We start from the raw sequence: 26,863 nt of genomic DNA, 5'->3' as shown, positions 1-26,863 counted from the left end.
CGCCGGCCGTGTCAGAGGCGGGGGGTCAGCTCCTCGGTGATCCTGCGGGAGGCCCGGCGAGCCTCCGTCGCCGGGTCGGCCCCCGTCAGCACCCGGGTCATGTACGGCTTGATCGGGTTGTCGGCCTCGACGTCGGCCCACTGAGGCGTACTGGGGGTCGCCCGGCCGTGCGCCGCGCCCGCGGCCATGGCGGCGACCCCCTCCCCGGCCGCGACGGCGCCCGCCAGGGCGGTCTTGTTGGGCACGCAGTTCATGGCGCGGGCGAGTTCGGTGTCCCACTTCGCGCCGGTGAGGGCGCCGACGACGGCCGTCGCGGCGAACTGGTCCTTGGTGTTCCGCGGGACGACCAGGTCCGAGCCGCCGGTGAACACGGTACCCGGCTGCCCGGCGGTCTTCCCGGGCACCGCGAAGAAGCCCAACTCGCCCTTCAGCGCCGGGTTCTGCCGCACGACCGCCTGCGCGAGTCCCGGTACGGCGACGATCTGTGCGACCTTTCCGCCGGCGAACACCCCCGCCTGCGGCGGGTGTTCCTCGTCGGCGTCCACGGGGCCCTTGCCGAGGGCCTGCAGGCGTCGGTAGAAGTCCATGCCGCGCAGCGCGGCCGGGGTGTCCAGGGTGCCCTTCCAGTCGTAGTCCTTCTGCACCGCGAGGTCGCCGCCCTCGTCCCAGACGAAGCCGGAGAGCGTGTACCAGTCCTGCCCGGCGAGGTATATCCCCTGGTTGCCGCCGGAGTTGAGCTTCCCGGTGTCGGCGAGCCACTCCCCGCGGGTCTTCGGCGCGCGGGTGATGCCGGCCGCCTCGAAGAGGTCCTTGCGGTAGATGACGACGCGGTTGGCCGCGTACCAGGGGATGCCGTACTGGGCGTTGCCGTCCCTGCCCGGCTCGGCGAGGGCGGGCAGCCACGCGTCCTGGCCCCAGTCGCGCATCGACTCCAGGGTGAGGTCGGCGAGCCGGCCGCCGTCGGCGTACAGCGGCACCTGGGTGTTGCCCACCTCGATGACGTCGGGCGCGTCGCCGGAGGTGTCCTTCAGGGCCGCGCGCACCTTCTCGACGATGCCGGTCCACTCCTGGATGCGGATGTCCAGGCGCAGGTCCGTGTGGGTGCGTTCGAAGTCCTCGGTGAAGCGCTGGAGGAACTCCTTGGAGGCGCTGTCCTTCATCAGCCACACGGTGACCGTCGTGCGCGAGTGCCCGCCGGGGAGCATCCCGCAGGCGCTCACGAGGCAGCCGGTGGCACAGACGAGGGCGAGCAGGCGACGTCTCACGAGGGGGTCCTGTTCTGTCTGGCAAGGGGTGCGGACAGGCGTGGGGGCCCGACGTGGGGGACGAGCGGGGCGCTCGCACGGGTGTGCTGGGATTTTGGTATGGACCAATGCGAAGGTCAAGGGCCGGGCAGCGCGGGGACGCCGTGCGGGCAGGACGGGGATGGGGCACGGTGGAGGGTGGCCTGACAGAGAGGAGCACCCTCATGTCGAATCACACCTACCGGGTCACCGAGATCGTCGGCACCTCGCACGAAGGCGTCGACCAGGCCATCCGCAACGGCATCGCACGGGCCGACCAGACCCTGCGCAACCTGGACTGGTTCGAGGTGACCCAGGTCCGGGGGCAGATCGAGAACGGGCGGATCGAGCACTACCAGGTGGGCCTGAAGGTGGGCTTCCGGATCGAGGACGGGGACTGACCCGTCCTGTTGCCCCGACCGAGGACGAGGGCCGGCGCAGCCCCTCGTGTCAGGTGCGGCCCTCCCGCTCCTGAGCCTCTTCCAGCGCGGCGGACCTCGCCGCCCAGCGGGCCCGTACGACGCTGAACCCGGCGCGTTCGGCGTCGTCGCAGACCAGCTCGTCGTCGTCGACGAGGAAGCGGACCTCGCGGCCCTGGGCGAGCCGGCGCAGGATCTCCAGCTTGGTGAACCGGGCGGGCCTGCGGTCGGCGTCGCGCCGCATGAAGACCCTCCCTTCGGGCAGCCCGTGGGCCGCGAGCCAGTCCAGCGTGTCGCGCCGGCACCGCTCGGGGCGGCCGGTGAGATAGACCACCTCGCAGTCGGCCGCGCTGCGCACCGCCAGCGCGATGCCCTCGGCCAGGGGCGGGTCAGCGGGCGCCGCGGCGAAGAACCCGGCCCAGTCCTTCGGCCGGCTCTCCAGGAAGCACTGCCGGTGGGCGGTGTCGGCCAGGGTGTTGTCGAGGTCGAACACGGCGAGCGGCCGCGTGCTGCTGTCGGTCACACCGCCACCCTAGTGTCCCGGCAGGCATCGTTCGCCCGGCGAGGAGCGGCGTCCGGTGCGTGCCGGCGGCGTGCCGGACGGAAGTCCTCGTACCGGGCGTGCGTGGGCTTGCGGCCGGTGCGGCGAGTGGGGAGCACCTCCCGCGCGGCGAGGGAGCGTGCCGGGCGTCGCGACGGGGCGAACGCCGCCTGCCCTGGCACTGGCGAGGGGGTGCGGGAATCCCCGGTGGGCCACGGCGTTGAAACCTCCGTGAGCAGCTCAGTGATCGCCCGGACCCGGTTCTCCGTCCTCGACCGTTCCCGCACCCGCGCGGGGCACCCGGCCGCCGAGGCGCTGCGGGACACGGTCGCGCTGGCCCGTCACGCCGAGGCGCTGGGCTACCACCGCTTCTGGGTGTCCGAGCACCACGGCGTGCCCGGCGTCGCCGGCTCCGCGCCGACCGTGCTGGCGGCCGCGGTCGCCTCGGCCACCCGCACGATCCGGGTCGGCACCGGCGGGGTGATGCTCCCGAACCACCAACCCCTCGTGGTAGCCGAGCAGTTCGGCGTCCTGGAGGCCCTCTTCCCCGGCCGGATCGACATGGGGCTCGGGCGGTCCGTCGGCTTCACCGACGGGGTGCGCAGGGCGCTCGGCCGGGACAAGGAGGACGCCGAGGACTTCGCGGCGCAGCTCGGCGAGCTGCTCGGCTGGTTCGAGGGCACCTCGCCGACCGGGGTGCGTGCCCGCCCGTCCGAGGGGCTGCGGGTGCCGCCGTTCGTGCTGGCCATGGGCGAGGGAGCGCGGATCGCGGCCCGCGCGGGGCTGCCCGTGGTCATCGGGGATCTGCGCAACCGCGAGAAGATGCTGCGCGGCATCGACCGGTACCGCTCGGACTTCCGCCCCTCCCCCTGGGCCGCCGGCCCGTACGTCGTGGTCTCCGGCACGATCGCGGTCGCCGGGAGCGAGGAGGAGGCGCGGCGGCTGCTGGTGCCGGAGGCGTGGTCGATGGCGTACTCCCGCACCCACGGCACCTTCCCGCCGCTCGCCCCCGCCGAGGAGACCGAGGCCCGCCCGATGACCGCCAAGGAGCGCGGTTTCTACGAGGCCGGGCTCGCCGGGCACATCACCGGCACCGCCGAGCAGGTCGTCCACGAGCTGGAGACGGTGCTGGAGGAGACGGGGGCCGACGAGGTCCTGGTCACCACCAGCTCCTACGACCGCACCGGCCTGCTGGACTCCTACCGGCGGCTCGCCGCGCTGTTCGCGCCGGGCCGGCCAGGCCCCGAGATGCGAACGCGGCCCGCGCCGGTGACCCTGGGAGGGGAAGCCTCAATCGACGAGGAGGGCTGCCATGTCCTTCATGGACAAGATCAAGGGCATGCTCAAGGGTCATGAGGGCATGGCCGACAAGGGCATCGACAAGGGTGGCGACTACGTCGACCAGCGCACCGGGAACAAGTACCAGTCGCAGGTGGACACCGCGCAGGACAAGATCCGGGACGAGTTCGGCACCCGTCCCCAGGACCGGGACAACCCTCCGCAGTAGCCGCGCGCGGGCACGGATAGAGTTGCCCGTCCATGCACCACTCACATGACCCTTACGTCCGCGTCCGCGGCGCCCGCGAGCACAACCTCAAGGGCGTCGACGTGGACATCCCACGGGACGTACTGGCCGTGTTCACCGGCGTGTCCGGCTCGGGGAAGTCCTCCCTTGCGTTCGGCACGATCTACGCCGAGGCACAGCGGCGCTACTTCGAGTCGGTCGCTCCGTACGCGCGCCGGCTGATCCACCAGGTCGGGGCGCCCAGGGTCGGCGAGATCAGCGGGCTGCCGCCCGCGGTGTCGCTCCAGCAGCGCCGCGCGGCCCCGACCTCCCGCTCCTCGGTGGGCACGGTCACCCACCTCTCCAACTCCCTGCGCATGCTGTTCTCGCGCGCCGGTACGTACCCCCCGGGCGCCGAGCGGCTGGACTCCGACGCGTTCTCGCCGAACACGGCGGCCGGTGCGTGCCCCGCGTGCCACGGGCTCGGCCAGGTGCACGAGACGACCGAGGAACTGCTCGTCCCGGACCCGTCCCTGTCCGTGCGCGAGGGGGCGATCGCCGCGTGGCCGGGGGCCTGGCAGGGCAAGAACCTGCGCGACATCCTGGACACGCTCGGCCACGACGTGGACCGGCCCTGGCGCGAACTGCCCGCGCGAGAGCGGGAGTGGATCCTGTTCACCGACGAGCAGCCGGTCGTCACCGTGCACCCGGTCCGGGACGCCGACCGCATCCAACGGCCGTACCAGGGCACGTACATGAGCGCCCGCCGGTATGTGCTGAAGACCTTCTCGGACACCAAGTCCCCGACGCTGCGCGCGAAGGCCGAGCGCTTCCTGGCGAGCACGCCGTGCCAGACGTGCGGGGGCAGCCGGCTGCGGCCGGAGGCGCTCGCGGTGACCTTCGACGGCCGGACCGTCGCCGAGCTGGCCGCGCTGCCGCTGACCGACCTGGCCGGACTGCCGGCCGGCCGGGACGAGACCGCCCGGGTGCTCACCGCGGACCTGAAGGCCCGGATCGCACCGGTGGTCGAACTCGGCCTCGGCTACCTCAGCCTGGACCGCGCCGCCCCGACCCTCTCGGCGGGCGAGCTGCAACGGCTGCGGCTGGCGACGCAGTTGCGCTCGGGGCTGTTCGGCGTGGTGTACGTCCTGGACGAGCCGTCCGCCGGACTGCACCCGGCGGACACGGAGGCGCTGCTGAGGGTGCTGGAGCGGCTGAAGGCGGCGGGCAACTCGGTGTTCGTCGTGGAGCACCATCTGGAGGTGGTGCGCCGCGCCGACTGGCTCGTGGACGTCGGCCCCGGCGCGGGCGAGCACGGCGGGCGCGTGCTGTACAGCGGGCCGCCCGCCGAACTGGCGTCGGTGGAGGAGTCGGCGACGGCGGCGTTCCTCTTCGACGAGTCCCCGGGTCCGGCGCGCGAAGTGCGTTCGCCGCGCGGCTGGTTGACGATCGGACCGGTGACCCGGCACAACCTGCGGGAGGTGACCGCCGCGTTCCCGCTCGGCGCCTTCACCGCCGTCACGGGGGTCTCCGGCTCCGGGAAGTCCACGCTGATCGGCGAGCTGACGCCGGAACTGGAGGGCGTCGGGCGGCTGGTCCGGGTCGACCAGAGGCCGATCGGCCGCACCCCGCGCTCCAACCTCGCCACGTACACCGGCCTGTTCGACGTCGTCCGCAAGGTGTTCGCCGGCACCGAGGAGGCGCGGGCGCGCGGGTACGGCGTCGGGCGGTTCTCCTTCAACGTGGCCGGTGGCCGCTGCGAGACCTGTCAGGGCGAGGGGTTCGTCAGCGTCGAGCTGCTGTTCCTGCCGAGCGCGTACGCCCCCTGCCCGCAGTGCGGCGGCGCCCGCTACCGGCCCGACACGCTCCAGGTGACGTACCGGGGGCGGAACATCGCCGAGGTGCTCGACCTGACCGTGGAGGCGGCGGCGGAGTTCTTCGCCGACACCCCGGCCGCCGCCCGGAGTCTCGGCACCCTGCTCGACGTCGGCCTCGGCTATCTGCGGCTCGGGCAGCCGGCGACCGAGCTGTCCGGCGGCGAGGCCCAGCGGATCAAGCTGGCGAGCGAACTGCAGCGCGGCCGGCGCGGCCACACCCTGTACCTGCTGGACGAGCCCACCACCGGGCTCCATCCGGCCGATGTCGAGGTGCTGATGGACCGGCTGCACGGCCTGGTCGACGCCGGGCACACGGTCGTGGTGGTCGAGCACGACATGACGGTGGTCGCGGACGCGGACTGGGTGCTCGACCTGGGCCCCGGCGGGGGCGACCGGGGCGGGCGGATCGTGGCATCGGGACCGCCGGAGTCGGTGGCGCGGGCCGCGGGCAGCGCGACGGCGCCGTACCTGGCGCGGGTGCTGCCCTGAGCGCGGCCGACGCATGCCCGAGGCATCGATGCGCGAGCCGAGTTGGGCCGCCGGTGCGGTCCGTCGCCGGTCCCTGACGATGATGAGGCCGTGGCGGTCTCGTCCGAACACGCAACGGACCTCGACGACGGCACCCCGGTCCGGTTCCTCCTCGTCCCCGGGACCGCCGCGTTCGCCGCCGGGAAGCTGCGCGGCGCTGGACGCCCTTCGACTCCGCGGAACCGGTCGTACGGCCGGTGTAGCGCCGTCGGCCGGTCAGTGCCGGGCGCCGGTCACCGCCGCCGGCCGGCCGGTGAGCAGGGCCTGATGGGTCCAGGTCGGTCCGGGGCCCACGGGCTGGGCCGCACGGGCCAGGGCGCGGCGGTCGCAGCAGGCGCCCGGCGCGATCAGCGGCCGTGTCTCCACCTCGGCCACCAGGCCCCGGGCGCGGGCCACCCGCCACAGGGAGGCGAGCAGGGTGTCCTCGCCGACGAACGCCGCCGCCGTGCCCGCGGCGCCGCCCTCCTGCCGGTAGCGCAGGCTGACCGGCTGGACGGGCACGCCCGCGTCGAGCGCGGCCTGGAACACCGCCCGGCGGAAGCGGCCGTGCGCCCGCCCGCACCAGGTGCTGCCCTCGGGGAAGGCGGTCACGGCCGCGCCCGCGCGCAGCGCCCCGGCGATCCGCTCTACCGTCCCGGGCAGGGCGCGCAGCCGGTCCCGCTCGATGAACAGCGCCCCGCCGCGCGCCGCCAGCGCGCCCGCCACCGGCCACTGCCGTATCTCGGTCTTGGCGAGCATGCGGGCGGGGCGTACGACGGTGAGCAGCGGGATGTCCAGCCACGAGACATGGTTGGCGACGAGCAGCACACCGCCGGCCGGAACGGGGGCGCCGGTGACGCGCAGCCGCACCCCGATGGCCCGCACCAGCGCCCGGCACCACCGTCTGACCCACTCGGCGGGGATCCTCCCACCGAGTGGGGACAGCGCGATCCCCGCCAGCAGCAGGGCCGCGACGGCGGCCAGGCGCAGCACGGCCCGGGGTACGGCGGCCGTGCCGCGGGCCGGTTCCACACAGGCGCCCGGGGTGCAGGGCGCGGTGGGCAGCCAGACGCTCATCAGGCCGGTACGAGCGAGAGGAAGTGCCGCAGATAGCGCGCGTTGACCCGGCGCATCGACAGCAGGACGTACAGGTCGGCGACCCCGAAGTCGGGGTCGTGGGCGGGTTCGCCGCAGACCCAGGCGCCGAGGCGGAGGTAGCCGCGCAGCAGCGCGGGCAGCTCGCGGTGGCCGGCCGGGGTCCCGGTGCTCGGGACCCAGGGCAGCAGCGGCCGTACCCGGAACTCCTCGGGAGCGAGGTGCTTGGCCCGCACCCGCTCCCAGGTGGCGCTCGCGAGCACCCCGCCGTCGGCGAGCGGCACCGAGCAGCAGCCCGCGAGCCAGTCGTGTCCGCGGTCGACCATGTAGCGGGCGATTCCGGCCCAGATCAGGCTGATCACGGCGCCGTCGCGGTGGTCGGGGTGCACGCAGGAGCGGCCGACCTCGACCAGCGAGGGCCGGATGGCGTCGAGCGCGCCCAGGGCGAACTCGCCCTCCGAGTAGAGCCGGCCCGCGACCGCGGCGCGCTCCGGCGGCAGCAGCCGGTAGGTGCCGACGACCTGGCCGGTCGCGGTGTCGCGGACCAGCAGGTGGTCGCAGTAGGCGTCGAAGGCGTCGACGTCGAGGCCCGGCTGCGGGGTGGCGAGCAGGGCTCCCAGTTCCCCGGCGAAGACGTCGTGCCGCAGCCGCTGGGCGGCGCGCACGTCGTCCTCGTCACGGGCGAGGGTGACGGTGTAGCGGGCGGGCGCCTCGGGCTGTGGGGGACGGTCGAGGGTGGATACGCCGGTCATGGCTCACTCCTGGTCACGGGCCGGTTCGGCGACAGCGGCGGCGGGCTCGGCGTGTACGGCCCGTCGCTCCTGTTCTTCCGACGCCGGTTGGCGTGCGCGTGACCGGGGCCAGGAGAGCGGATGTGGGATTGCTGAACGCCGGTTTCCCGCGATCAAGGAAAACCAGACGGGGCCGGGGATGAGCACCACTCCCGGCCCCGCCCGTCCGCCCCCTTCGGCGAACGTCCTGCGCTGTTCGGCGGCGCTACCGCTTGCCCGCCTTCCGGGTGGCGCGCAGCCACTCCCGGTTCATGCCGGTGATCGACACCAGCGGGATGCCCTTCGGGCAGGCCGTCGCGCACTCACCCGTCAGCGTGCAGCCGCCGAACCCCTCGGCGTCCATCTGCGCCACCATGTCCAGCACCCGGGTCTCCCGCTCGGGCGCGCCCTGGGGCAGCACATTGAGGTGGTTGACCTTGGCGGAGGTGAACAGCATCGCCGCGCCGTTGGGGCAGGCGGCGACGCACGCCCCGCAGCCGATGCACTCGGCGTGCTCGAAGGCGGAGTCGGCGTCGGCCTTCGGCACCGGTGTGGCGTGGGCCTCGGGCGCGGATCCGGTGGGTGCGGTGATGTAGCCGCCGGCCTGGATGATCCGGTCGAACGCGGACCGGTCGACGACCAGGTCCTTGATCACCGGGAAGGCGGCGGCCCGCCACGGCTCGATGTCGATCGTGTCGCCGTCCCGGAAGGACCGCATGTGCAGCTGGCAGGTGGTGGTGCGCTCCGGGCCGTGCGCGTCGCCGTTGATCACGAGGGAACAGGCGCCGCAGATGCCCTCGCGGCAGTCGTGGTCGAAGGCGACCGGGTCCTCGCCGGACAGGATGAGCTGTTCGTTGAGGACGTCCATCATCTCCAGGAAGGACATGTCGGACGAGATGCCGTCCACCTCGTACGTGGACATCGCTCCGTCGGCGTCGGCGTTCTTCTGCCGCCAGACGCGCAGGGTGAGCTTCATGCGTAGCTCCGCTGGGTGGGGTGGACGTACTCGAAGACCAGGTCTTCCTTGTGCAGGACGGGAGCTTCGCCGGTGCCGGTGAACTCCCAGGCGGCCGCGTAGCCGAACTCGTCGTCCCTGCGGGCGGCTTCGCCGTCGGGGGTCTGGGACTCCTCGCGGAAGTGACCGCCGCAGGACTCGGCACGGTGCAGCGCGTCGAGGCACATCAGCTCGGCCAGCTCCAGGTAGTCGACGATGCGGTTGGCCTTCTCCAGCGACTGGTTGAACTCCTCGCCGGTGCCGGGCACCTTGATGCGCCGCCAGAACTCCTCGCGGATCTGCGGGATGCGCTCCAGGGCCTTGCGCAGTCCGGCGTCGGTGCGGGCCATGCCGCAGAACTCCCACATGAGTTCGCCGAGTTCGCGGTGGAAGGAGTCCGGGGTACGGTCGCCGTCGACGGACAGCAGCAGGTTCAGCCGGTCCTCGGTCTCGGCCAGCACCTCCTGCACAGCGGGGTGTTCGGCGCTCACCCGCTCCTGGTGCGGGTTGCGGGCGAGGTAGTCGTTGATGGTGGCCGGCAGTACGAAGTAGCCGTCGGCCAGGCCCTGCATCAGCGCCGAGGCGCCCAGCCGGTTGGCGCCGTGGTCGGAGAAGTTGGCCTCGCCGATCGCGAACAGGCCGGGGAGGGTGGTCTGGAGGTCGTAGTCGACCCACAGTCCGCCCATCGTGTAGTGCACGGCCGGGTAGATCCGCATCGGCACCTCGTACGGATCCTCGTCGGTGATCCGCTGGTACATGTCGAAGAGGTTGCCGTACTTCGCCTCGACCGCCCCCCGGCCCATGCGCTGGATGGCGTCGGCGAAGTCCAGGTAGACGCCCTGGCCGCCGGGGCCGACGCCCCTGCCCTCGTCGCAGACGTTCTTCGCGGCGCGGGAGGCGATGTCGCGCGGGACGAGGTTGCCGAAGGACGGGTAGATGCGCTCCAGGTAGTAGTCGCGCTCGTCCTCGGGGATCTGGTGCGGCGGGCGGGTGTCGCCCTTGGCCCTGGGCACCCAGATCCGGCCGTCGTTACGCAGCGACTCGCTCATCAGGGTCAGCTTGGACTGGTGGTCGCCGGTGCGCGGGATGCAGGTGGGGTGGATCTGGGTGAAGCAGGGATTGGCGAAGTAGGCGCCGCGCCGGTGCGCCCGCCACACGGCGGTCGCGTTGGAGTTCATGGCGTTGGTGGAGAGGTAGAAGACGTTGCCGTAACCGCCGGAGGCCAGCACCACCGCGTCCGCGAAGTACGTGGCGATCTTGCCGGTGACGAGGTCACGGGCCACGATGCCGCGAGCCCGGCCGTCCACGACGATCAGGTCCAGCATCTCGGTGCGCGGGTGCATCTCCACGTTGCCCGCGGCGATCTGCCTGCTGAGGGCCTGGTAGGCGCCGAGGAGGAGCTGCTGGCCCGTCTGGCCGCGGGCGTAGAAGGTGCGCGAGACCTGGACGCCGCCGAAGGAACGGGTGTCGAGCAGGCCGCCGTACTCGCGGGCGAAGGGCACGCCCTGGGCCACGCACTGGTCGATGATCTCGACCGAGATCTGCGCGAGGCGGTGGACGTTGGACTCGCGGGCGCGGAAGTCGCCGCCCTTGACGGTGTCGTAGAACAGCCGGTGGATCGAGTCGCCGTCGTTGCGGTAGTTCTTCGCCGCGTTGATGCCGCCTTGCGCGGCGATGGAGTGGGCGCGGCGCGGGGAGTCCTGGTAGCAGAACTGGACGACGTGGTAGCCCTGTTCGGCCAGGGTGGCGCCCGCGGAGCCGCCGGCCAGCCCGGTGCCGACGACGATGACGGTGTGCTTGCGCCGGTTGGCGGGGTTGACGAGCTTGGCCTCGAAGCGGCGCTTGTCCCAGCGCTCGTGGATCGGGCCGGAGGGGGCCTTGGTGTCGACGGCCGGTTCCCCGGTCGTGTAGTTCAGGTAGTCGGTCATGTCAGCTCACCACTCCGGTCATGACGCCCACGGGTACGGCGATGAAACCGGCCGTGAGCAGCAGCGCGAGGACGTTGGCGATGGTCTTCAGGGCGCGGTCGCGGGTGCGGCTGCCGACGCCGAGGGTCTGTGCGGCGCTCCAGAACCCGTGCCGGATGTGCAGGCCGAGCGCGAGCATCGCGACGATGTAGATGACGTTGCTGTACCAGTGGGAGAAGTCGGCGACGACGTTCTGGTACGGGTGCCCGTGCTCGAAGTGGCCCGGGTGCACGGTGCCGGTGGTCAGGTCGAGGATGTGCCAGATCACGAAGAGGCCGAGGATGATCCCGCCCCAGCGCATCGTGCGGGTGGCGTAGCTCGCCCGCGCCTTGCGGTGCACGTACGTGCTGGGCCGGGCCTTGATGTCCCGGCGGCTGAGCTGGTACGCGGACGTGGCGTGGGCGACCACGGCGACGACGAGGACGACCCGGATGAGCCAGAGCGTCCACTCGTAGTGCATGAAGGGTTCGCCGATGGTGCGCAGCCAGTGGGCGTAGTGGTCGAACTCGCCGGCGCCGAAGTAGATCTTCAGGTTGCCGATCATGTGGACGACCAGGTACGCCAGCATGATCAGGCCGCTGACGGCCATCACGGTCTTCTTGCCGACGGAGGAGCCCCACATCGTGCGTGCCATGGACGGCCGTCGGTCCGTCCGCGTTGCCAGTGCCATGGCACAGCACGCTAGGGCTGGAAGACCCGATCGGTCCAAGACATGGTATGGCTCGTTTCCATAGCCTGTTCCTATGGTGGCCGCTATGCTTGCCGGATGCAGTTCCAGCAGCTCCAGTACTTCGTCGCCGTCGCCGAGACCCGGCACTTCACCCGGGCCGCCGAGCTGGTGCACGTCGCCCAGCCGTCGCTGTCACAGCAGATCAAGGCGCTGGAGCGGGAGCTGGGCGCGGATCTGTTCCTGCGCGCCCGGGGCAACATCACGCTCACCGACGCCGGCGAGGCGCTGCTGCCGCTGGCCCGGCGGATCCTCGCCGACGCGGACACGGCCCGCCATGAGGTGCTGGAGCTGGTGCAGCTGCGCCGGGGGCGGGTGCGGCTGGGGGCGACGCCGAGTCTGTGCACCGGCCTGCTGCCGGATGTGCTGCGCGCCTTCCACGACCGTTATCCCGGCATCCAGCTGCTGATCGAGGAGAGCGGCTCGCACGACCTGGTGCGGGAGCTGGCGCGCGGTGCGCTCGATCTCGCGCTGGTCGTGCTGCCGCTGCCGACGCCCGCGCCCGCGCTGACGACGGTGGAGCTGCTGCGGGAGGAGCTGGTGGTGGTGTCCTCACCGGAGGCGCCGGCACCCGGCCGGGGCGGGCGGGTCGTGGACATCGCCGATCTGGAGCGTGAGCGGCTGGTGATGTTCCGGCACGGGTACGACCTGCGGGAGCTGACGGTCGCCGCGTGCCGCTCCGCCGGGTTCGAGCCGGATTTCGCCGTCGAGGGGGGTGAGATGGACGCGGTGCTGGGGTTCGTCCGGGCCGGGCTGGGCGTCGCGGTCGTGCCCCGCATGGTCGCGGCGCGGACCGGGCGGGGGCTGAGGGTGACCCCGCTGGCCAGGCCCGGGCTGCACCGGGCGATCGCGCTGGCGCATCGCAGTGACGTGGCTCCGCCGCGGGCCGCGCGGGAGTTGCAGCGGATGTTGCTGGAGCGGTAGGGGCGGCCGGACCGGGTCCTGCCGCTCAGCCCGTCGCGTCCACCAGCGCCAGGTCGTGCAGCCGCTCCGGCGGGCCCGGGCGGGCGTAGTACCAGCCCTGGGCCGTGTCGCAGCCGAGGACGCGCAACTGCTCGGCCTGGGCGCCGGTTTCGACGCCCTCGACGGTGACGGCGAGGTCGAGGCTGTGGGCGAGCGTGACGATGCCCTCGACGATCTTGAGGTCGACCGGGTCGGCGGGGAACTGCTGCATGCCCTGGGTGAAGGAGCGGTCCAGCTTGAGGACCCGCACCGGCAGGCGGCGCAGGTTCGCCAGGTTCGAGTAGCCCGTGCCGAAGTCGTCCAGGGCGATGTCGACGCCCATCTCGGCCAGCCGGCGCAGGGGTTTGAGCAGGTCGTCGTCGGCGCCGATGAGCGCGGACTCGGTGACTTCCAGGCACAGGGCGTCCGGTGTGACTCCCGCCCGCTCCAGGATGTCGACCGTGTCCTGCACCAGTCCGGGGTGGCTGAGCTGGCACGGCGACAGGTTGACGTTGATGCGCAGCGGCCCGGCCGCCGTCTGCTCGCCGTACCGTTCGCGCCAGGCGCGGGCCTGCCGGATGGACTCCTCCAGCACCCAGCGGCCGAGCGGCACGATCAGGCCGGTGTGCTCGGCGAGCGGGATGAACCGGTCGGGGCCGAGGACGCCGTGCTGCGGATGCAGCCAGCGCACCAGGGCCTCGGCGCCGCGCACGCTGCCGTCGCCGAGGTGGACCAGTGGCTGGTACTCGATGAAGAACTCGCCGCGCTCCAGGGCTGTGGGGAGGGCGGTGGTCAGGCCGTGGCGGGTGATGGCGCGGGCGTCGGCCTCCGGGTCGGCCAGTTCGGAGCGGTTGCCGCCCGCCGACTTCGCCCGGTACATGGTGATGTCGGCGCTGCGCAGGACCTCGGCGGCGGTGCGTTCGCCGGCCGGGCCCTCGACGATGCCGAGGCTGCCGCGCACCATCAGGTCCCGGCCGTCGATGCTGATGGGCGTCACCAGGGCGTTCATGATGCGCTCGGCGAGGTCGTCCACCGTGCGCTCGGTGCCGGGACCGGTGATCAGGGCCACGAACTCGTCGCCGCCGAGCCGGGCGACCATCTCGCCGGGCGCGGTCGCGCAGGACTGGAGCCGGTCGGCGACCTCCACCAGCAGCCGGTCACCGGCCGCGTGCCCGAGGCTGTCGTTGATGGTCTTGAAGCCGTCCAGATCCAGGTAGCACAGGCCGAAGCGCTGGCCCTCGCCGGCGGCGAGGGCCTTTTCCAGCCGTTCGAAGAACAGGGTGCGGTTGGGCAGGCCGGTGAGGGCGTCGTGCGTCGCCTCGTAGCGCAGCCGGAGGTTGAGCAGACGGCGCTCGGTGGTGTCCTCCATGAGGGCGAGCTGGTACTGCGGGGCGCCGTCGGCGTCACGGAGCAGGGAGACGGTCAGGTTGGTCCACAGGACCGTGCCGTCGTGGCGGTTGAACGCCTTCTCCAGGTGGTAGTGCTCGCGCTCCCCGCGCACCAGTTCCTCGTACAGCTTCCAGGTCTGCGGGGCGTCCTCGGGGTGCACCCAGTCCTGCACCCGGCGGCCGCGCAGGGTCTGCGAGGACAGGCCGAACATGCGCAGCAGCGCCTCGTTGACCTGGAGGACGTTGCCGTCGAGGTCGGCGATGCCGATCCCTATCGCGGCACCCTCGAAGACCGCGCGGAAGCGGGCCTCGCTGGCGTGCAGCGCCTGAGCGACGACACCCTGGGCCCGGAGCGCGGCCTGGGCGATGGACTCCTGCTCGGCGAGCGTGCGTTCGCGCAGCTCCTGGGCGTACCCGGCGGCCATCGCGTGCTGCAGCCGGGAGGAGCGCAGCCGCGGCGCGTCCTGCGGGACCTCGGCGCCCTCCTCGCCGCAGTACAGCACCAGATAGGCGTCGACGCAGTCGAGGGTGCGGGTGAGCGCCTCGGGGTCGGTGCAGTGCGCGGCCACCAGGGCGGCGCCGACCGCCTTCGCGCCGTCGGCGTCGAAACTGTGCGCCCGCAGCAGCTCGCTCAACCGGCGCGCGAGCGGCAGCAGTCGCTCCTCGAACTCGACGCGGGTCAGCGACGTGGAGGTCACCGGGTAGACGGCCCGGCTCCAGATCGTCGCGAACCGGCGCAGTCTGCCCTCCGGCCCGTCCGGCTCCGCGTTCACGCCGCGCGCCCCACGCCGGCGAACCCGGAGAAGGCGAAGGGATCCTCGTCCTCCGGCGCGGCTTCCGGGCGCCAGAGCGGCATCTGCACCAGTCCGGGTTCCACCATGTCGTACCCCTCGAAGAACCGCGCGATCTCCTCGCGCGAGCGCATGATCAGCGGGTTGCGAATGTCCTTGTATACGTCCACCGCCCCCTCGGCCCGCTCGGCGGGCAGCGGGATTCCCTCGTACGAGGCATGGGTGAGGATCAGCATGCTGCCCGGGGCCAGCGCCTCGCGCAGTCCGGCCACCGCGCCGTAGGGGTCGTCCGCGTCTTCCACGAAGTGCAGTATGGCAACGAGCAGGAGGGCCACCGGCCGCTTCAGGTCGATCAGCCGCTCCACCTCGGGGCTCGCGAGGATCTCCTGCGGCTTGCGGAGGTCCGCCGCGACGACGTCCGCGTCCGCGTTGCCCGCGAGCACCGCCTGGCTGTGCGCGACGGCGACCGGGTCGTGGTCGACGTAGACCACGCGCGCGCCCGGGGCGGCCGCCTGGGCCACCTCGTGGACGTTGCCGAACGTCGGGATGCCGGAGCCGACGTCGAGGAACTGGGTGAGGCCCTCCGCGGCCGCGAAGCGCACCGCCCGGCGCATGAACGCCCGGTTGGCCTGCATGATCTTGGGCAGGCCCGGCAGGAACGCCATGGCCTTGCGCGCCGCTTCCCGGTCGACCTCGAAATTGTGCGAACCGCCCAGGTAGAAGTCGTAGATCCGCGAGACGCTCGGCACCGAGATGTCGATGCTCCGTGGGGCCCAGGCGGGACGCTCCATGTATCTCTCCAAGGCGTGGACGACAGGGGTAGGCGATCCGGTGTTCGAGCTGAGGCTACTGATCGCCCGCCAAAGGGGCGAGCAGAACCGGAAATTGACCATCCGTTCCCGGTCACTGCCTGCGGCATGTGCCCGGACGCCCCCGCTCGGTGACGGCCGGCTCGGGCCCGGGACGCCCGCGCACAGCACAACGGTCCGCCCCCTCCGTGCGGTTCGGAGGGGGCGGACCACGGTGGCGCTCCGGGCCGGGCGGGACGATCGACCCTGGGGAGGTGATCTACTTGCCCGGTGCGCCGACCGGCTTGCCGTCGGGCGCGACGGCGTACCACGTGCCGCCCACGCCCTGACCGTTGGTGTCACCGGGGGCCTTGTCCCCGGAGAAGGTGTAGATCGGCCAGCAGTTGACCGTCATCTGCCGCGTACCGTCGGGACGGGTGAAGCCCATCAGCCCCTTCTTCTTGACGCCCTGCGTGTCGTCGGCCTTGACCGGGGCGACGGCCGGCCACTTCTCCAGGCAGGCTCCGGTGCAGTTCGAGATGACCTTGGGCCAGGCCTTGTCCTTCAGGAAGCGGTAGACGGTCCTGCCGTTCTTGTCGACGATGATGTCGCCGAGCTTGGGGTCCTTGCGGACGGACAGGCCGGGCAGCGAGCCCAGGGAGGCCTTCTTGCCGTTGGGCGCCGCCGCGTACCACGTGCCGCCCACGCCCTGGCCGTTGACGTCGCCGGCGTTGACGTCCTTCACGTAGCGGTACACGGGCCAGCCGCCGACGGTGAGCTGCTTGGTGCCGTCGGGGCGGGTGACCGAGCCGAGCAGCGCCTTGTCGACGCCCGCGCCGGCGGTGGCGTCGTTCGCGGGCACCGGCGGCCAGGTGGTGGCGCAGTTGCCCGCGCAGTTCGACTTGGGCGGGTTCGCGGTGTCCTTGTCGAACCGGTAGAGGGTGAGGCCGGAGCCGTCGGTGAGGACGTTGCCCAGGTCGGGGTTGGCGGCCACGGAGAGCTTGCCGGCGGGGGCGGCCTGGGCCGGGGAGGCGGAACTCTGGTTGCCGTCGGCGCCGTAGCCGTTGCCCGTGCCGGCGCCGGTGGTGGGGCTGCCCGCGGGCGCGGTGGCACCGACGTTCTGGGCCGCGGAGGCCGGAGTGGTGCTGTTGTCCTGACCGCACGCCGTCGTCAGCGCCAGCACCGAGACGGCTGTCGCCGCCAGTGAGACGGTCCGCCAGGAGGTCTTCATCGTCAACTCCCCATTTTCGCCTGGTTGTTGCAGCGCCCTGACGCGCCGCCGCACGGCCATGGGTACGGACCGCGGGGCCCTGCGTGTTCAACGGGGACGGGAATTTCTTTCCGGCTCCTGTGGACCGGAGGCGCACGCGGGCGCATGTTTCACGCCAACTGCGCATATCAGCGCGTCAAACCACTGATCACGAGATATCCCCCCTTCGGATCAATCCAGGCGCACTACGGCGTACTTGCGGTTTTCACATCCGATCATCGTCGTCGTGCATGGACACGAAGTGACCCGATGCGCGCCCGCCGTCAGGGCGTTGGCCGTGCTGACGCTGGGCTGGACCCTGGTGGGCTGGCCGGCCGGCAGCGCGTCGGCCGACGCCTGCGCGTACGCCTCCACGGGACCGGACGGCACGGTGGCGGTGGCGTGGGCCGGTGACGGCGATCACTGGCCGATCCCGCCCTGCCCGCAGCCGCCCCCGCCGCCGTGCCCGCCCACGCCGACACCCACCCCACCACCGCCACCGCCGCCTCCTCCACCGCCCAAGCCGACGCCCCGGCCGCGTCCGACGCCGACGCCGGTTCCGAAGCCCACCCCGCGGCCGAAGCCCCCGGCCCGGCCCGCACCGCCTGCCCCGGCCCCCCGGCCGGTACCGAGACCCACGCCCACGCCGGCACCGGTGCCCAAGCCCACGCCCCCACCGAAGCCCGCGCCGAAGCCCTCGGTGAAGCCGGTGAGCTACCCCGCCTACCGCCCGCACCCCGTCAGCCGTACGGCGCCGAGCACCACCCCGCCGGTCGTCTACGTGCTGCTCATCACCGTCCCCGCGATCGTCGCCGTCGCGGCCCTGCGCCCGCGCTGACGCGCCGGCCCGCTCACCCCTGGAGGTATCCGTTGCCGGATTGGCTTGTTCTCGTCCTCGCGATGCTGGGCGCCTGTGTCATCGTGGTGATCGTCACCTTCCTGCGCAACAGGCGGGCTCCCGAGGACGAGGACCCCAGCGAGACCCCGGACGTCATCGAGTACATGACGATGTGGATCGGCGTCGTGTACGCCATCGTCCTGGGCCTGGCCATCGCGGGCGTGTGGGAGGCCCGCAGCTCCGCGGAGAACTACGTGCAGAACGAGGCCCAGGCCCTGCACGAGATCTCGGAGCGGGTCCGGGTCTACCCGCCGGACGTACGTGACCGCGTCCGCGGCGACGTCGACACGTACGTGTCCTACGTCGTCGACCACGAGTGGAAGACGATGGCGCACCAGGAGAGCGTCACGGACCGCGGTACCGCGCTGCTCCAGAAGGTCCGCCAGGACGTCACCGACTACCACCCGAAGAGCGACTTCGAGGCGCAGTCCTACCAGCCGCTGCTGGACCAGATGACCGCAGCCGACCAGGCGCGCAACGCCCGCGCCGACTCCACCGGGGCCACCATGCCGCCGGTGGTGTGGTGGGGACTGCTCACCGGCGCGTTGGTCACCGTCGGGATGGTGTTCGCGCTCCAGATCCGGCGTACCAGGCGCGAACTGGTGCTGGCCGGGCTGTTCTCCGCGACCATCGCCTTCATGCTGTTCCTCATCTGGGACTTCGACGCCCCCTTCAGCCGGGGCATCGCGGTGACCGCGGAACCGTTCACGAACCTGTTCCCGGGTCTGCCGAAGTAGCCCCGGACACGCCGGCGGATTTCCCCGGACGGCGCACACCCGTACCCCGTTCGCGCTACTCCGATCGCGCGGGTGTGCGACCGTTCCTAGCGTTCGTTTCATCGAGGTGCATGCCTGGCCCAGCGGAACGAAGTCCGCAGCTGCTCCTCGGGGACCGGAGGAAACACCATGCGCGCGATACGCGTCGCTTCGGCCGCTCTGCTGGGCGCCGGCGTCCTGGCCCTCGCTCTCGTCGCACCGTCCGCCGTCGCCGGAGACGATCACTCCGGTGACGGCCGCACGAGTGATGGCCGCACGACTGATGGCCGCACGAGTGATGGCCGCACGACTGATGGCCGCACGAGTGATGGCCGCACGAGTGATGGCCGCACGAGTGACGGTCACTCCAGTGGTGGCCACTCCTGGGGCGACCAGCGGGGTGACCAGCAGGGGTACCAGCGCGGGGACCAGCAGGGCGATCAGCGCGGGAACCAGCGCTACGAGCAGCCGTTCTCGCCGGCGACGCACGGGGTGCGGGCCGGTGCGGGCGGCAGCATCGGCGGGTTCGACGCCAAGGAGATCGGCCTGGGCGCGGCCCTGATCACCGGCTCCCTCGGCACGGCGTACCACTACGCGCGCCGCCGCGCCCAGGACGACGGGGCCTGACCCTCACCGACCGCCCGCTCCCCCACCGGTCCGCGCCGCCGGCGTCAGATCCGCTTCTCCTTCCGGCGGCGCAGCCAGAACACCCCGCCCGCGATCACGGCCGAGCTCACGAGGCCGCCACCGATCGCCATGTCGGCCGGTGTGGCACCGGTGGTGACACTGCCGCCGAGACCGCCGTGGACACCGCCGAGCACGGTGAACGCCCCCAGGCGGGTCAGGCTCCTGCCGTCGCAGCGGGCCATGATGTCGTACCGGCCGGGGCGGGCGTCGTGGTCGATGAGGGTGGTTCCCCGAGCCGTGTCGTCGTGGAACGGGTTGAGTTCGGTGGTGGGGAAGACCGGTGAGGACATGACGCCACCGCGGCAGCCGTCCACGGTGACGGTGAGCCGGGCGCCGTTCACGATCGCTCTCGGTGCGGCGGCGATGTGGCGCACGCCGCTGTCGCCCCGGTCGCCACCGTCACCCCGGTCGCCCCGGTCGCCCCGGTCGCCCCGGTCGCCTCCGTCGTCGCTCCGGGCCTCTCGGTCGCCCCCGTAGCCGCGGTCGCCCCGGTCGCCGCCGTCGTGGCCCCGGTCGCCGTGCCAGTGGTCGTCGCCCCGGCCGGAGTCGTCCCCACGGCGCTGATCCCGCCCGCCGTCGTCCCGGTCTCGGCCTCGGTCCCCGATTCCCCGGTCGCGGTCCTCCCGCTCGCGGTCGTGGCGGGCGTCGGTGAAGTGACCGTGGTTGTCGACGTTGCCGCCGTTGCCGTTGCCCATGCCGTCCGCGACGGCCACGGGGGCGGCGAATCCGAGCACGGCGACCGCGGCGCACGCGGCCGCGAGGGCACGTTTGTTTCGCATGTGATCCTCCGCGGGAGGCGCCCGGGTCCGGACCCCGGTCGATCGGCGAGAAAACACCTCCCGCGCACGACCCTCGAACCCCGGGAACACGCCCGCATGTCGAGAATGGTCCGTCCTGGTGAGGCAACACACCGGGCGGAAAGCACACAATCAGATATTTCCGCAGGTCACAGACCGTCCGAAAAATCCTGGGAACGGCAACTCGGATGGCGCACCGCACCCGCCGTGAGCCACCCGTTCGCCGCTCACCCCGTCGCCCGTGCCCCCCGCGGGACTTAGCGTTTTCCCATGCACGACGCACGCGGCGGCGGCCGCGTGGAGAGGGGATGGCGAATGTCTGCGTCCGGACTGTCCGAACTCGCCGAGGAGGAGCGGCGGGAAAAGCGTGCCCCGTGGGGCGTGATGGCGCTCGTACTGCTGACCGGCCTGGCCCTCATCCGGAACGGTTCGGGGCAGTTCGACATCGGCCCACCGCAGCCCGACTCGGTGGCGGCGGTCCCGGACAGCCGTACGTCCGCGGGCACCTTCGCCGCCGCTCCGGCACCGCTCGCGTTCTCCGCCGCCGACCGGGTACGGATCCCCGCAATCGGGGTGGACGCGCCGGTGACGCCGGTCGGCCTGGACGCGGACGGCTGGATCGGCGCGCCCCCGCCGGACGACCCCGGCCTCGCGGGCTGGTTCACCGGTGCGGTCTCCCCCGGCGAGAAGGGCACCGCGGTCATCGTCGGGCACGTCGACAATCAGAAGGGCCCCGCCGTCTTCTACGGACTCGGGGCCCTGAAGAAGGGGAACCGGGTCGAGGTCCTGCGCAAGGACGGAAAGACGGCGGTGTTCGAGATCTACGGCATCGAGGTGTTCTCGAAGGCCGATTTCCCGAGCGACCGCGTCTACGCCTCGAAGGGGGCTCCGGAACTCCGGGTCATCACCTGTGGCGGCGGATTCTCGAAGCGGAACGGCTACGAGGGGAATGTCGTCGTCTTCGCCCGCCTGGTCGCGGTGAACTGACAGCGGACCGCCAGTGCCGCGGCCGGGCGGGCGAAGTGCCCGTCGGGGCCGGGGAATCGCTCACACGCGCCGGTTCGGCACGGTCAGGTGATATCCGGAGTCGATGAGATAGGGCAGCCATTCACGGATGGCGTGGACGGTCTGCGAGCGGTCGCCCCCGGCGTCGTGGGAGAGCACCACGACGCCGGGGGCGGCGCCGCTCTCGACCCGGTCGACGATGGTGGCGGTGCCCGGTGTCATCCAGTCGGTGGTGTCCACCGTCCAGGCCATCGGTTCCATGCCCATCTCGGCGCCCAGTTCGAACGCGGCCCGGTTCCAGGCGCCGTACGGGGCCCGGAACCACTGCGGGCGCTCGCCGTAGGCCTCCTCGACGGCGTCGCTGGTCCTCACCATCTCGTCGCGGATCTCGGAGCGGTTGAGGGAGGTCAGCAGCGGATGGGTCCAGGTGTGGTTGCCGACGACATGGCCCTCGTCGGCCATCCGGGCCACCAGTTCCTTGTTCACGACCACGCACTCGCCGCACACGAAGAACATGGCCCGCACGTCGTACTTGGCGAGGGTGTCCAGGATGTGCGGGGTGTACTCCGGGTTCGGGCCGTCGTCGAAGGTCAGCATCATGTGCCGGCCGCGCCCGGAGATCTTGAAGAGGGGTTCCGTACGGGCCTTCAGCCTGCGCGGCGCGGTACGCGGCGGGCCGTCACCGGTGAGCGGCTGGAGCCGGAAGGCGGAAGGCTTGAGCGCCTGACGGGCCTGCGGGCCGGGAGCGGGGGCGGCTGCCGTCGGGGCGGTCTCCCCGGCGCCGCCCGCGAGGACGGCTCCGGCGGTACCCGCGGCGCCCAGTGCGGCGGCGCCGGCGAGGAGCATCCGGCGACGCGTGAAGAACTGATCCTTCTGCATGACTCATCCCTCGCCCCACGAGGCTCCGGCGCACCACGACGGCACCGGTGCGGCGGCGGGAAAGCACCCGGTCGGACCAGCGCCGGGGCCGATGTGGAACCCGCCGCGGCGTTCTGATAGCCATTCAGTCCGCCACAGGGCGGTCGGACAAGGGACACGGGGGCGAGCCGGGATGTCGTACGGGGGAGAGAACGGGGCGCGGCGCGGTGCGCCGGCCGTGGTGCTGCTGGCGGTCGCGCAGATCCTGGTCGTCTTCGACACCGCGGTCTTCGCGGTGGGGCTGCCGCTGATCCAGCACGAGCGGAATCTGTCGTTCTCGGGACTGACCTGGCTGCTGTCCGCGTACAGCGTGTGTTTCGCCGCGCTGCCGGTGCTCGCGGGGGCGCTCGGTCGGGCGTTCGGGCACCGGATGGTGCTGATGGCCGGGTTCGCGCTGTCGAGCGTCGCCGCGGCGGCGCCCGCGCTGTCGCCGGGCGCCGCCGTGCTGCTGGCCTCGCGGGCGGTGCAGGGCGTGGCGGCGGCGGTGATCACGGCCGGGGCGCTGGCGCTGATCGACGCCGCGCACCCCGCGGGCCCGGAGCGGGACCGGGCGCTGAACGTGCACTTCGCGGTGGTCGCCTGCGCCGGCCCGGCCGTGCTGCTGCCGTGCACCATGCTGCTGGACACGGTCGACACGGAGAACACCGTGTTCTGGGTGCAGGCGGTGGCCGGGCTGGTGCTCCTGGCGCTGACCCCGGTGGCGCTGGCCGAGACCGCGCCCGCGCCCGACGCGCGTGCCCGGGTGGGCGGCGCCGCGCTGGCCGTCGTGCCGCTGGGGTTCCTGGCCTGGTTCGCGGACTGGCTCGGGGACCGGAGCGTGTCCGTGACGACGGTCATCCTCATCGCCGTGGGGGCCGCGCTGCTGCCGTCCGTGCTCGGCTGGCTGGGCCGCGGCGAGCGGATGCCGGCGCTGCCGGCCCGGCTGCGCCGGGAGCGGGCCGCGTTCGGCGCCTACACGGTGGTGGCGCTGCTGGCCGCGAGCCTGGCCGGGGCGGTGTTCCTCCTCACGATCGCCCTGCAGATGCTCGGTGACCTCTCCCCGATGCAGGTGGGCTGGGCCCTGCTGCCCGCCGTCGCCGGGGTGGTTCTGGGGTGTGCGGTGCTGACCGTCCTCGCCGCCCGCGTGGGGCTCGCGGGCACGGTGGCCGGGGCGTGCGTGGTGGCGGCCGGCGGCTTCGTGCTGCTGAGCCTGCCGGGAGCGGGCTACGGCTTCGGCGCGGTGCAACTGCCGCTGCTGCTGATCGCGTTCGGCTGCGGGGTGCTGGCCCTGCCGGCCGGTTTCGCGCGCCAGGGCAGCGGCGCGCTCCCCCAGGAGCTGAACTCCTCCCGGCAGTTGGGCGCCGGTCTGGGCGCGTCCCTGTTCATCGGCATCCTCACGGTCGCCGAGCGGGGCACGACCACGCGCACGCTCGGCGGGCTGAGGGAGTACAAGGCCGTCCTCGCGCACGAGGTCGGGCAGTGCTTCCGCCTGGGTACGGCGCTGTGCCTGACCGCCGCGGTGATCGCCCTGCTGGCCCTGCCCCGCGCCGCCGTGCGGGCGTCCGGCCCGCAGCCGGCGGTCAGCGGCGTCGCACCAACGGGAACGGCAGGGTCTCCCGGATCGTCAGCCCGGTGAGGAACATGACGAGCCGGTCGACGCCGAGGCCGAGACCGCCGGTCGGGGGCATCGCGTACTCCAGGGCCTGAAGGAAGTCCTCGTCGAGTTCCATCGCCTCCGGGTCGCCGCCCGCGGCCCGCAGCGACTGCTCCGTGAGCCGTCGGCGCTGCTCCACCGGGTCGGTCAACTCGGAGTAGGCGGTGCCGAGTTCGGTGCCGAAGGCGACGAGGTCCCAGCGTTCGGCGAGCCGGGGGTCGGTGCGGTGCGGGCGGGTCAGCGGGGAGACGCCGGTCGGGAAGTCCTTGTAGAACGTGGGCAGCCGGGTGTGTTCCTCGACGAGCCGCTCGTACATCTCCAGGGCGATGTCGGCGGGGGTGTCGTCGGCGGTGTACGGCACGCCGGTGCGGTCGCACAGCCGGTGCAGCCGCAGCAGTTCGGTGCCGGGTCCGATCTCCTCGCCCAGTGCCTCGGAGAGCGCTCCGTACACGGTCCTGACCGGCCAGGCACCGGAGATGTCGTACTCCTGCCCGTCCCGGCGGGCCACGGCGGAGCCGAAGGCGGCGACGGCCGCGGCCTGGATCAGCTCGCGGGTGAGGTCGAGCATCACCGTGTAGTCGGCGTGCGCCTGGTAGGCCTCCAGCATCGTGAACTCGGGGTTGTGCTTGTAGGAGACGCCCTCGTTGCGGAAGGTGCGGCCCAGCTCGAAGACCCTCTCCAGGCCGCCGACGCACAGCCGTTTCAGATACAGCTCGGGGGCGATGCGCAGGTACAGGTCGAGGTCGTAGGCGTTGATGTGGGTGGTGAAGGGGCGGGCGTTGGCGCCGCCGTGGATCTGCTGGAGCATCGGGGTCTCCACCTCGACGTAGCCGCGGTCCAGCAGGCCCTGGCGCAGGGCCTGTACGACGGCCGAGCGGGCCCGGATCACCGCGCGGGCGGCGGGGCTGGTGGCGAGGTCGAGATAGCGGCGGCGGACCTTGGCCTCGGGGTCGGCGAGGCCGCGCCGTTTGTCGGGCAGCGGGCGCAGGCACTTGCCGGTGAGCTGCCAGGAGGTGAGGAAGACGGTGGGCTCGCCCTTGTCGCTGCGGCCGGCGTGGCCGGTGGCGGTGATGTGGTCGCCGATGTCGGCGTCGGCGGTGAAGCGGTCCAGGGCGGCGGGGCCGCAGCCGTCGCGGGTGAGGGCGATCTGGTGGTCGCCGGACCAGTCGCGCAGGACGGCGAAGACGATGCCGCCGAAGTCGCGGACAAGCATGATCCGGCCGGCCACGGTGACGTCCGCGCCCTCGGGCACGTCGGCGAGGGCGTGGGTGGGGGCGGGGACGCCGACCGGGTAGGGGTCGGTGCCGGCGGCGCGCAGCCGGTCGAGGGTGCGGCGGCGGACGCGGATCTGGTCGGGCAGGCCCGCGCCGGCGGCCGCGGCCTGGTCGCGGGCGGGGCCGAGCGCCGTCAGTGGCGGCAGCCCCTGGGTGCTGGCGGGCCGCTGCCCGTTGCGCGGGCGCCCCTTGCCCCAGAGCTTGCGCAGCGACGGTACGGGGACGAACCCTTCGGCGATGCCGGAGGCGAGGCCGATGCGGGCGAGGGAGGCGGTGTCGCCATAGCAGATGAAGCGCGGGTACCACTCGGGGTGGTACTTGGCGTTGGAGCGGTACAGGGCCTCCAGTTGCCACCAGCGCGAGAAGAACAGCAGCAGGCGGCGCCAGAGCCTGAGCACGGGTCCGGCGCCGATGCGGGCGCCCTCCTCGAAGACCGAGCGGAAGACGGCGAAGTTCAGCGAGATCCTGCGCACGCCCAGCTTGGGGGCGGCGGCGCACAGCTCGGCGACCATGAACTCCATGACCCCGTTGGGGGCGGCGCGGTCCCGGCGCATCAGGTCCAGGGAGACGCCGTCGCGTCCCCAGGGCACGAAGGAGAGCAGGGCGAGGAGCCGGCCGTCCTCGCCGAGGGCCTCCACGAGCAGGCAGTCGCCGTCGGCGGGGTCGCCGAGGCGGTCCAGGGCCATGGAGAAGCCGCGCTCGGTCTCGGTGTCGCGCCAGGCGTCGGCCTTGTCGACGATCTCTTCCATCTCCCGTTCGGTCAGGCTCGCGTGGCGGCGGATGCGGCAGGTGGCGCCGGTGCGGCGGACGCGGCGCACGGCCTGCCGGGTGACGCGCATCTCCCGGCCGTCCAGGTCGAAGGAGGCGATGTGCACGATCGCCTCGTCGCCGAGCTGGAGGGCGCCGAGCCCGGCGCGGGCGTAGGCGCGGGCGCCGTCCTCGGAGGCGCCCATCACGGCGGGCGCCCAGGCGTAGCGGCGGGCGAGGTCCAGCCAGGCGGCGATGGCGTGCGGCCAGGCCTCCATGTCGCCGACGGGGTCGCCGCTGGCCAGGCACACCCCGGCCTCGACGCGGTAGGTGACGGCGGCCTTGCCGCTGGGCGAGAAGACGACGGCCTTGTCCCGGCGGGTGGCGAAGTAGCCGAGGGAGTCGCGCTCGCCGTAGGCCGCGAGGAGGGCGCGGATGCGGGCCTCCTCGTCGTCGTGCAGGGCGGCCTCCAGGCGCTGGGAGCGGAACAGCGTGGCGGCGGCGTTGAGCAGGGCGAGCGCGCCGAACAGGCCGAGGAGGAAACTCACCTGGCGCGGCGGGCGGCCCCCGAAGGAGCCCTCGGTGACCAGTCCGCCGCACACCCGGTCGGCCGCCCAGGCCAGGTGCTGGCTCGCCGGGAGGGTGCCCGGGAACAGCAGCACCAGGCCCCAGCCGAGCAGGACGGCCACGACGAGCCCGGCCGCCAGCACGCCGAGGGCCCGGCGTACGGCGGCGCGGCGGGAGGCGGCGTAGAACTCGTGGCGGGCCACGACGAGCAGGAGCAGCAGCAGGACGGACACCACGAGGGACAGCAGCGCCTCGCTGTACATGCCGACGGCCACGGCGAGCGCGTCGCTGAGGACGAGCAGACCGAGGTAGACGACGACCAGCCACCAGGCGGCCTTCTTGCGGGCGGCGGTCGCGCCGGCCAGCAGGAACAGGAAGACGGCGTAGGCGAGGTTGGCGCTGATGGGCACGAGGACCACGCCGAGGGCGTGCGCGACCGGGCGGAACACGCGCCGCAGCGGTTCGATGAGCGCGAGCAGGGCGCACAGCAGGCCGAGCGCGCCGAAGAGGGTCGCGAAGGCCTCGGGCACCCAGCCGAAGCGCCCGCCGGAGGGCGGGCGTGCCGGTGCCGCGGGGTCGCTGCGTGCGGCGGGCTCCGCGCTCGCGGTCATGGTTCCGACTGTAGGAAGGGGCCGGGCGACTCGCCCGTCGAGAGCCGGGTGCCGGGGCGTGGACCGCCGCTGTCCTGCCGCGCTACGACCCCGTGTCTTATCGGGAGGGACCGGTTCCGATAGCCTCAC

23 protein-coding genes are annotated in these 26,863 nt (G+C 72.8%); 10 read left to right on the top strand and 13 right to left on the bottom strand.

Annotated elements, in window-relative coordinates:
- Positions 1–11: 11 nt before the first annotated feature.
- Positions 12–1,265: an extracellular solute-binding protein gene (locus tag ACZ60X_RS38450; RefSeq protein WP_469609103.1), complete on the bottom strand. Its 1,254-nt coding sequence runs from the start codon at positions 1,263–1,265 to the stop codon at positions 12–14.
- A gap of 203 nt (positions 1,266–1,468) precedes the next feature.
- Between ACZ60X_RS38450 and ACZ60X_RS38445 the strand changes: the two genes are divergently transcribed.
- On the top strand, positions 1,469–1,684 hold the full coding sequence (locus ACZ60X_RS38445; protein ID WP_067043298.1) for a dodecin: 216 nt from the start codon (positions 1,469–1,471) through the stop codon (positions 1,682–1,684).
- A gap of 49 nt (positions 1,685–1,733) precedes the next feature.
- On the opposite strand, the gene ACZ60X_RS38440 is transcribed toward ACZ60X_RS38445, so the two are convergent.
- Positions 1,734–2,225 (bottom strand): phosphatase domain-containing protein, encoded by a 492-nt coding sequence (locus ACZ60X_RS38440; RefSeq protein WP_469609101.1) that lies wholly within the window; start codon positions 2,223–2,225, stop codon positions 1,734–1,736.
- 249 nt (positions 2,226–2,474) lie between these two features.
- On the opposite strand from ACZ60X_RS38440, the gene ACZ60X_RS38435 reads away from it, so the two are divergent.
- Genes ACZ60X_RS38435 through ACZ60X_RS38425 form a run of 3 tightly spaced genes read left to right on the top strand, consistent with a single transcriptional unit; the run spans position 2,475 to position 6,113 of the window.
- Positions 2,475–3,599 carry an LLM class flavin-dependent oxidoreductase gene (locus ACZ60X_RS38435; protein WP_469609096.1) on the top strand — a complete coding sequence of 375 codons (1,125 nt, stop codon included), beginning with the start codon at positions 2,475–2,477 and terminating at the stop codon, positions 3,597–3,599.
- On the top strand, positions 3,556–3,750 hold the full coding sequence (locus ACZ60X_RS38430) for an antitoxin (protein ID WP_469609094.1): 195 nt from the start codon (positions 3,556–3,558) through the stop codon (positions 3,748–3,750). Before ACZ60X_RS38435 ends, ACZ60X_RS38430 begins: the two co-directional genes overlap by 44 nt.
- Before the next feature lie 32 nt (positions 3,751–3,782).
- Positions 3,783–6,113 carry an ATP-binding cassette domain-containing protein gene (locus tag ACZ60X_RS38425; protein ID WP_469609091.1) on the top strand — a complete coding sequence of 777 codons (2,331 nt, stop codon included), beginning with the start codon at positions 3,783–3,785 and terminating at the stop codon, positions 6,111–6,113.
- A gap of 255 nt (positions 6,114–6,368) precedes the next feature.
- Here the strand turns inward: ACZ60X_RS38425 and ACZ60X_RS38420 are convergent, their stop codons facing one another.
- From ACZ60X_RS38420 to ACZ60X_RS38400, 5 genes are all read right to left on the bottom strand, one after another.
- On the bottom strand, positions 6,369–7,208 hold the full coding sequence (locus tag ACZ60X_RS38420; protein WP_469609089.1) for a lysophospholipid acyltransferase family protein: 840 nt from the start codon (positions 7,206–7,208) through the stop codon (positions 6,369–6,371).
- Positions 7,208–7,978 (bottom strand): GNAT family N-acetyltransferase, encoded by a 771-nt coding sequence (locus tag ACZ60X_RS38415; RefSeq protein WP_469609087.1) that lies wholly within the window; start codon positions 7,976–7,978, stop codon positions 7,208–7,210. The genes ACZ60X_RS38420 and ACZ60X_RS38415 overlap by 1 nt, the downstream gene beginning before the upstream one ends.
- Before the next feature lie 244 nt (positions 7,979–8,222).
- Complete coding sequence (locus ACZ60X_RS38410) at positions 8,223–8,972, bottom strand: succinate dehydrogenase/fumarate reductase iron-sulfur subunit (RefSeq protein WP_469609084.1); 750 nt, start codon at positions 8,970–8,972, stop codon at positions 8,223–8,225.
- The gene (locus ACZ60X_RS38405) at positions 8,969–10,918 is read right to left on the bottom strand and encodes a fumarate reductase/succinate dehydrogenase flavoprotein subunit (protein ID WP_469609082.1); all 1,950 of its coding nucleotides are present in this window, start codon (positions 10,916–10,918) and stop codon (positions 8,969–8,971) included. Before ACZ60X_RS38405 ends, ACZ60X_RS38410 begins: the two co-directional genes overlap by 4 nt.
- 1 nt (position 10,919) lies before the next feature.
- Positions 10,920–11,591 (bottom strand): succinate dehydrogenase, encoded by a 672-nt coding sequence (locus tag ACZ60X_RS38400; RefSeq protein WP_469609225.1) that lies wholly within the window; start codon positions 11,589–11,591, stop codon positions 10,920–10,922.
- 132 nt (positions 11,592–11,723) lie between these two features.
- Between ACZ60X_RS38400 and ACZ60X_RS38395 the strand changes: the two genes are divergently transcribed.
- The gene (locus ACZ60X_RS38395) at positions 11,724–12,608 is read left to right on the top strand and encodes a LysR family transcriptional regulator (RefSeq protein WP_469609080.1); all 885 of its coding nucleotides are present in this window, start codon (positions 11,724–11,726) and stop codon (positions 12,606–12,608) included.
- 25 nt (positions 12,609–12,633) lie between these two features.
- On the opposite strand, the gene ACZ60X_RS38390 is transcribed toward ACZ60X_RS38395, so the two are convergent.
- The 3 genes from ACZ60X_RS38390 to ACZ60X_RS38380 all read right to left on the bottom strand — a co-directional run bounded on the left by ACZ60X_RS38390 (position 12,634) and on the right by ACZ60X_RS38380 (position 16,824).
- A complete protein-coding gene (locus ACZ60X_RS38390; protein ID WP_469609076.1) occupies positions 12,634–14,787 on the bottom strand; it encodes a putative bifunctional diguanylate cyclase/phosphodiesterase in 2,154 nt (717 codons plus the stop codon).
- The gene (locus ACZ60X_RS38385) at positions 14,784–15,596 is read right to left on the bottom strand and encodes an SAM-dependent methyltransferase (protein WP_469609073.1); all 813 of its coding nucleotides are present in this window, start codon (positions 15,594–15,596) and stop codon (positions 14,784–14,786) included. The genes ACZ60X_RS38390 and ACZ60X_RS38385 overlap by 4 nt, the downstream gene beginning before the upstream one ends.
- A 277-nt stretch (positions 15,597–15,873) precedes the next feature.
- Positions 15,874–16,824, bottom strand: coding sequence for an SCO0930 family lipoprotein (locus ACZ60X_RS38380; RefSeq protein WP_469609072.1), 951 nt, complete (start codon positions 16,822–16,824; stop codon positions 15,874–15,876).
- 673 nt (positions 16,825–17,497) lie between these two features.
- Here ACZ60X_RS38380 and ACZ60X_RS38375 point away from each other — a divergent pair.
- The 3 genes from ACZ60X_RS38375 to ACZ60X_RS38365 all read left to right on the top strand — a co-directional run bounded on the left by ACZ60X_RS38375 (position 17,498) and on the right by ACZ60X_RS38365 (position 19,122).
- The gene (locus tag ACZ60X_RS38375; RefSeq protein ID WP_469609069.1) at positions 17,498–17,680 is read left to right on the top strand and encodes a hypothetical protein; all 183 of its coding nucleotides are present in this window, start codon (positions 17,498–17,500) and stop codon (positions 17,678–17,680) included.
- 32 nt (positions 17,681–17,712) lie between these two features.
- A complete protein-coding gene (locus ACZ60X_RS38370; RefSeq protein ID WP_469609066.1) occupies positions 17,713–18,477 on the top strand; it encodes a bestrophin-like domain in 765 nt (254 codons plus the stop codon).
- 168 nt (positions 18,478–18,645) lie between these two features.
- Positions 18,646–19,122 (top strand): hypothetical protein, encoded by a 477-nt coding sequence (locus ACZ60X_RS38365; protein WP_469609064.1) that lies wholly within the window; start codon positions 18,646–18,648, stop codon positions 19,120–19,122.
- Between the two features lie 44 nt (positions 19,123–19,166).
- On the opposite strand, the gene ACZ60X_RS38360 is transcribed toward ACZ60X_RS38365, so the two are convergent.
- On the bottom strand, positions 19,167–19,961 hold the full coding sequence (locus ACZ60X_RS38360) for a hypothetical protein (protein WP_469609062.1): 795 nt from the start codon (positions 19,959–19,961) through the stop codon (positions 19,167–19,169).
- Between the two features lie 333 nt (positions 19,962–20,294).
- On the opposite strand from ACZ60X_RS38360, the gene ACZ60X_RS38355 reads away from it, so the two are divergent.
- Positions 20,295–20,966 carry a class F sortase gene (locus ACZ60X_RS38355; RefSeq protein ID WP_469609059.1) on the top strand — a complete coding sequence of 224 codons (672 nt, stop codon included), beginning with the start codon at positions 20,295–20,297 and terminating at the stop codon, positions 20,964–20,966.
- A gap of 60 nt (positions 20,967–21,026) precedes the next feature.
- Here the strand turns inward: ACZ60X_RS38355 and ACZ60X_RS38350 are convergent, their stop codons facing one another.
- Positions 21,027–21,863 carry a polysaccharide deacetylase family protein gene (locus ACZ60X_RS38350; protein ID WP_469609057.1) on the bottom strand — a complete coding sequence of 279 codons (837 nt, stop codon included), beginning with the start codon at positions 21,861–21,863 and terminating at the stop codon, positions 21,027–21,029.
- A gap of 172 nt (positions 21,864–22,035) precedes the next feature.
- On the opposite strand from ACZ60X_RS38350, the gene ACZ60X_RS38345 reads away from it, so the two are divergent.
- A complete protein-coding gene (locus ACZ60X_RS38345) occupies positions 22,036–23,517 on the top strand; it encodes an MFS transporter (protein WP_469609054.1) in 1,482 nt (493 codons plus the stop codon).
- Here ACZ60X_RS38345 and lysX read toward each other — a convergent pair.
- Entirely contained in the window at positions 23,462–26,734 is a 3,273-nt protein-coding gene (gene lysX, locus ACZ60X_RS38340) for a bifunctional lysylphosphatidylglycerol synthetase/lysine--tRNA ligase LysX (RefSeq protein ID WP_469609053.1), read from the bottom strand. The two genes, ACZ60X_RS38345 and lysX, sit on opposite strands and share 56 nt — an antisense overlap.
- Positions 26,735–26,863 lie beyond the last annotated feature (129 nt).

Source organism: Streptomyces sp. NPDC104106 (genome assembly GCF_055584345.1).
This window is presented reverse-complemented; position numbering and strand designations above follow the sequence as displayed.

Bases quoted from the DNA above. Each gene is read 5' to 3' on its own strand.
- ACZ60X_RS38445 (WP_067043298.1), top strand. From the start codon at position 1,469: ATGTCGAATCACACCTACCGGGTCACCGAGATCGTCGGCACCTCGCAC.
- ACZ60X_RS38430 (WP_469609094.1), top strand. From the start codon at position 3,556: ATGTCCTTCATGGACAAGATCAAGGGCATGCTCAAGGGTCATGAGGGC.
- ACZ60X_RS38425 (WP_469609091.1), top strand. From the start codon at position 3,783: ATGCACCACTCACATGACCCTTACGTCCGCGTCCGCGGCGCCCGCGAG.
- ACZ60X_RS38420 (WP_469609089.1), bottom strand. From the start codon at position 7,208: ATGAGCGTCTGGCTGCCCACCGCGCCCTGCACCCCGGGCGCCTGTGTG.
- ACZ60X_RS38415 (WP_469609087.1), bottom strand. From the start codon at position 7,978: ATGACCGGCGTATCCACCCTCGACCGTCCCCCACAGCCCGAGGCGCCC.
- ACZ60X_RS38410 (WP_469609084.1), bottom strand. From the start codon at position 8,972: ATGAAGCTCACCCTGCGCGTCTGGCGGCAGAAGAACGCCGACGCCGAC.
- ACZ60X_RS38405 (WP_469609082.1), bottom strand. From the start codon at position 10,918: ATGACCGACTACCTGAACTACACGACCGGGGAACCGGCCGTCGACACC.
- ACZ60X_RS38400 (WP_469609225.1), bottom strand. From the start codon at position 11,591: ATGGCACGCACGATGTGGGGCTCCTCCGTCGGCAAGAAGACCGTGATG.
- ACZ60X_RS38395 (WP_469609080.1), top strand. From the start codon at position 11,724: ATGCAGTTCCAGCAGCTCCAGTACTTCGTCGCCGTCGCCGAGACCCGG.
- ACZ60X_RS38385 (WP_469609073.1), bottom strand. From the start codon at position 15,596: ATGGAGCGTCCCGCCTGGGCCCCACGGAGCATCGACATCTCGGTGCCG.
- ACZ60X_RS38380 (WP_469609072.1), bottom strand. From the start codon at position 16,824: ATGAAGACCTCCTGGCGGACCGTCTCACTGGCGGCGACAGCCGTCTCG.
- ACZ60X_RS38365 (WP_469609064.1), top strand. From the start codon at position 18,646: ATGCGCGCGATACGCGTCGCTTCGGCCGCTCTGCTGGGCGCCGGCGTC.
- ACZ60X_RS38360 (WP_469609062.1), bottom strand. From the start codon at position 19,961: ATGCGAAACAAACGTGCCCTCGCGGCCGCGTGCGCCGCGGTCGCCGTG.
- ACZ60X_RS38355 (WP_469609059.1), top strand. From the start codon at position 20,295: ATGTCTGCGTCCGGACTGTCCGAACTCGCCGAGGAGGAGCGGCGGGAA.
- ACZ60X_RS38350 (WP_469609057.1), bottom strand. From the start codon at position 21,863: ATGCAGAAGGATCAGTTCTTCACGCGTCGCCGGATGCTCCTCGCCGGC.
- ACZ60X_RS38345 (WP_469609054.1), top strand. From the start codon at position 22,036: ATGTCGTACGGGGGAGAGAACGGGGCGCGGCGCGGTGCGCCGGCCGTG.
- lysX (WP_469609053.1), bottom strand. From the start codon at position 26,734: ATGACCGCGAGCGCGGAGCCCGCCGCACGCAGCGACCCCGCGGCACCG.